5 protein-coding genes are annotated in these 4,106 nt (G+C 76.0%); 4 read left to right on the forward strand and 1 reads right to left on the reverse strand.

Going from position 1 to position 4,106, the window contains the following annotated elements:
• On the reverse strand, positions 1-1,749 hold a 1,749-nt coding region (locus DMH08_RS38825), incomplete at its 3' end, for an outer membrane protein assembly factor BamB family protein (protein ID WP_148108660.1).
• Positions 1,750-1,858: 109 nt separating this feature from the next.
• On the opposite strand from DMH08_RS38825, the gene DMH08_RS38830 reads away from it, so the two are divergent.
• The 4 genes from DMH08_RS38830 to DMH08_RS38845 all read left to right on the forward strand — a co-directional run.
• The gene (locus DMH08_RS38830) at positions 1,859-2,449 is read left to right on the forward strand and encodes an HD domain-containing protein (RefSeq protein ID WP_026403666.1); all 591 of its coding nucleotides are present in this window, start codon (positions 1,859-1,861) and stop codon (positions 2,447-2,449) included.
• A 20-nt stretch (positions 2,450-2,469) separates the two neighbouring features.
• The gene (locus DMH08_RS38835; protein WP_034519129.1) at positions 2,470-2,973 is read left to right on the forward strand and encodes an SRPBCC family protein; all 504 of its coding nucleotides are present in this window, start codon (positions 2,470-2,472) and stop codon (positions 2,971-2,973) included.
• A 32-nt stretch (positions 2,974-3,005) separates the two neighbouring features.
• Positions 3,006-3,701: an acetoacetate decarboxylase family protein gene (locus tag DMH08_RS38840; protein ID WP_026403668.1), complete on the forward strand. Its 696-nt coding sequence runs from the start codon at positions 3,006-3,008 to the stop codon at positions 3,699-3,701.
• The coding region (locus DMH08_RS38845) for an SDR family NAD(P)-dependent oxidoreductase (protein ID WP_125621239.1) at positions 3,698-4,106 on the forward strand (409 nt) is incomplete at its 3' end. The genes DMH08_RS38840 and DMH08_RS38845, both read left to right, overlap by 4 nt.

The raw sequence follows: 4,106 nt of genomic DNA on the forward strand, positions 1-4,106 counted from the left end.
GGACCCCTCGCCCGACCCGGTTCCCTCGCCGCCTTCGGTACCTGCGCCGCCCGCGCCCGTCCCGTCGCCTTCGGCGCCTTCGCCGCCCGCGCCCGTCCCGCCGCCGCTCGCGCCTTGGCCGCCGCCCGCGCCTTCGCCGGCAGCGCCCGTCCCGTCGCCTTCGGCGCCTTCGCCGGGGTCGTCCTCGCCGGGGTCGTCGTCCTTGCGGGGCTTCTTCTCGACCGGTTCGTAGGTGCAGGACACCGGGTCGGGCAGGCGGGCCTCCCCGACCTCCGCGTCGGCGGGTTCGGTGACGTAGTCCTCCAGCCCCGCCCGCGCGAGGTCTTCCTTCTCCAGCAGCGCGCAGGCGTCCGGCCAGTCGGCGACCGGGACGCCGCCGAGCTCGTCGGGCCCGGGTCCGGTGCGGCCGCCGCGCAGCGCGACCAGCCGGGACTCGCCCGCCGGGCGCGGCACCGCCTCGGCGACCGCGACGTACAGCAGGCCGCCCGCCGCGGCGATCCAGGGGCGCTTGCCGGGCAGGTCCGGGTCCATCGTGAACGGCGCGGGCGCGGTCGTGGCGGTGCCGTCGGCGGGCGAGACGACGTCGATCCCCGCGGGCAGCAGCAGCTCCGCAAGGCGCGGGCGCAGCGCGTAGACGGCGCCGCCCGCGCGCGCCAGCGCCGTGTAGGACGGTACCTCGCGCGCCCACCCGACGTTGCCGGACGACACGTCGACCGCCTCCATGAGCGTCGTGCCGCGCTTCGTCCCGGCCGGATGATAGACGACGATGAGCCGCCCGTCCGCGAGGACGCTCGGGCACATGCCGTCGCCGCACACCGCGTCGCCGTCCCAGGAAGCGAACTCCTCGCCCTCCTCGTCGAACGCCCGCAGCGCCGTCCCGTCCGAGACGAGCGCGACGCCGTCCAGCATCGTCACCTCGGGCGCCTCCTCGGCGCCGAGCGCCTCGTCCCAGCGGACGTCGCCGTTGTGCGGGTCGAGGGCGAGCAGCCGGCTCGGCCGGGACTGCCGCGCGCAGTCGAGGGCGATCGCGACGAGCGACTCGCGGTCGCCGGACGGCTGCGCGGCGCCGTCGAACAGCCGGCAGCCGTGCCGCACCTGCCGCTGCCACAGCGGCTCGCCGGTCGCGGCCGCCAGTCCGACCAGCGTGCGGCGCTCGTCGTCGGTGGTGAGCACGACCCCGGCCCCGGCCGGGAAACGCAGCGTCGTGCGGGACACCGCGGCGGGCCGCCGCGCCCCCTCGTTCTTCCACAGCAGCGAGCCCGACAGCAGGTCGAACCCGACGAGGACCCGGTCGGCGCGGTGCCCGTCCCGCTCGAAGTAGCCGACGAGCCGCGTCTCGGTGGACGTCCAGCCGAGCAGCGACCAGTCCGACCGGCTGTAGCTCCACCGCCGCGCGCCGGTGCGGGCGTCCACGACCTGGACGCCCTGGCCGGACACGGTGACGATCTGGCCCTTGGCGACGTCGTAGGAGACGGTGTCGTACCCGGCGACGGACCCGCGGTGGACGCGGGTCGTCCGCTCCCAGCTCACGGCGAGGGGCCCTGGCGGCGGGCCGACGTCGCCGAGCGGCGCGACGGACTCGCCGGTCACCCTGTGCCGGACCTCCCACCACTCCGCGTGCAGGACGAACCGGTCGACGAGGACGACGCACAGCGCCACGGCCAGCCCACCGGCGATGAGCCCGAGCACGATGCGGACCCTGCCCGCGGGCTCCGGCCGGCCGCCGGGCCGCTGCCGGCTCCCGACCACGACCGCGCCGCCTCCTTCCGCTTAAGGTGAACCTCCACCATGCCCTGTCCCGGGGCGCCCGCGCGACACGACCGGAAAAAGAAACTCCGGCACGGAAGGGGAGGAATCCATGGAGGTGTTCGACCGCTGGCGTACCTGGGACGACGCCCGCGCGGACCTCGCCGGCACCGGCCTCGACGCCGATCGGGTCGGGCGGGCCGCGGCCGCGGCCGTCCGCTGGCACGGCGACCAGCGGCGCCCCACCGGCGCACCCTACCTGGAGCACCTGCTGGAGGCGCTCGAGGTGCTCGTGCGGGGCGCGGGCGAGACCGACCCGGACGTCCTGGCGGCCGTCCTGCTGCACGACGTGGTCGAGGACACGCCCGCCACTACCGCCGACGTCGAGGCCGAGTTCGGGCCGCGGGTCGCCGAACTGGTCGACTGGGTGACCAAGCCCCCCGCCGGCGGCGCCGGGCGGCAGGCGAAGCGGGCCGCGAAGTCGGCGTACCTGCGGCGGCTGCGGGACGCCCCGCGCGACGCCGTCCGGGTGAAGCTCGCCGACCGGGTGAGCAACGTGCAGACGCTCGACCGGATGCCCCCCGACTTCCAGCGCCGCTACTACGCCGAGACCGTCACCTACATCCTGCCGCTGACCCGGGACGAGCCGTGGTTCGCGTCCTGGTACGCGGGCTGGCGGGAGCGGTACGCGCACCTGCTCTAGCGTGCGGGATGATCGGGGCCATGGAACGCGAGTGGGTGGTCGAGGAGAGCGTGGCCATCGACGCCGGGCCGGACGCCGTGTACGCGGCGGTCGCCGACCTGCGCCGGATGGGCGAGTGGAGTCCCGAGGTCGTCGCGACGTGGATCCGCGGGCGGACGATCGCGCCCGGCACCCGGTTCGTCGGTTTCAACCGGCTCGGGTGGCGGCTGTGGTTCACGAACTGCCGGGTGACGGTCGCGGAGCCGGGCCGCGCGTTCGCGTTCCGGGTGTCGAGCTTCGGCATGCCGGTGGCGCTGTGGGGCTACCGCGTCGAGGGCTTCGACGTCGACGGCACGTCCCGCACGCGGCTCACCGAGTACTGGGAGGACCTCCGCCGCGACACCCGCGGCGCCGCGTTCGTCTCCCTCCTCGGCCGGGTCTTCACCGGGGTCCCCGCCGAGCGCCGCGCCGCGGTGAACCGGCGCGGGATGCGCGCCACCCTCGACCGGATCCGGACGGGCGTCGAACGCGCGCCCGGTACGTGACAGGAAAACGAGAACCTGTTCTACTAAGAAGGGTGAGCACCGACTACGCCGTGCAGGGCGAACGGGTCGCCATGCCCGTCCGAATCCGCGACGCCGCCGTGGCCTCGGCGATGTTCGCCGTCCGCGCGCCCGCCGCCCGCGCACTGATCGCCTACTCCGGACTCGACGTCTTCGAACCCGTCCGCGGCCGGGCGGTCTGCTCGCTCGCGTTCGTCCGGTACATCGACGGCGACCTCGGCCCCTACCACGAGTTCGCCGTCGCGTTCCTGGCCCGCCCGCCCGGCGGCGAGGTCGGCGCGTTCATCCACTGGCTGCCCGTCAACCAGGAGTTCACCCTGGAGGCGGGCCGCGGCATCTGGGGCTTCCCCAAGGAGCTCGCCGACATCCCGATGCACCTCGCCTCGCGCGTCAAGCGCTGCGCCGTCCGCTTCGGCGGCCGCACGGCGGTCGAACTGGCCGTGCGGCCCGGCGCGCCCGTCCCGTCCGGGTCCCGCAGCCCGCGCGTGACGGCCTACTCGCACCTCGACGGCGTCACCCGCCGCGTCCCGTGGGAGGTGTCGCCCGCGCGCGTCCGGATGCGCCCCGGCGGCGCGACCGTCCGCCTCGGCGACCACCCCGTCGCGGACGAGCTGCGCACCCTCGGGCTCGACGGCGCCCGCGCGCTCAGCACCAGCACCGTCGGGCACCTGCGGATGACGTTCGAGGCCGCCGAGGAGGTCCGCCCGTGAGGCCCACCGCCCTGGTCACCGGCGCCGCCCGCGGCGTCGGCGCCCGCGCCGCGCAGCGCCTCGCCGCCGACGCGTGGGACGTCGTCGCCGTCGACACCGACGAGCCCGGCCTGGCCCGCACGGCGCTGCGCTCGCCGAACACCCACACCCGCGTCTGCGACGCCGCCGACCCGAAGGCCGTCGCGGACGTCCTCGCGGTCACGGGCCCGGTGCACCGCCTCGTCTGCGCCCCCACCGCCCCGCCCACCGACCTAGAACACGTTCTACGAAACGTGACGCTGGCCGCGTCCCGCTGCGTCGACGCCGCCCTCCCCGGCATGCTGGACCGCGGCCGCGGCGAGATCATCGTCATCACCGAGCACCCGTCCCGCTCCCCCGCGCACGCCGCCGCGACCACCGCCCTGA

The sequence above is a fragment of the Actinomadura sp. WAC 06369 genome, from assembly GCF_003947565.1.
In the GTDB taxonomy this organism is placed as follows: domain Bacteria; phylum Actinomycetota; class Actinomycetes; order Streptosporangiales; family Streptosporangiaceae; genus Spirillospora; species Spirillospora rifamycini.

Excerpts from the sequence above, each read along its gene's own strand:
- DMH08_RS38830 (WP_026403666.1), top strand. The coding sequence starts at position 1,859 with ATGGAGGTGTTCGACCGCTGGCGTACCTGGGACGACGCCCGCGCGGAC.
- DMH08_RS38835 (WP_034519129.1), top strand. The coding sequence starts at position 2,470 with ATGGAACGCGAGTGGGTGGTCGAGGAGAGCGTGGCCATCGACGCCGGG.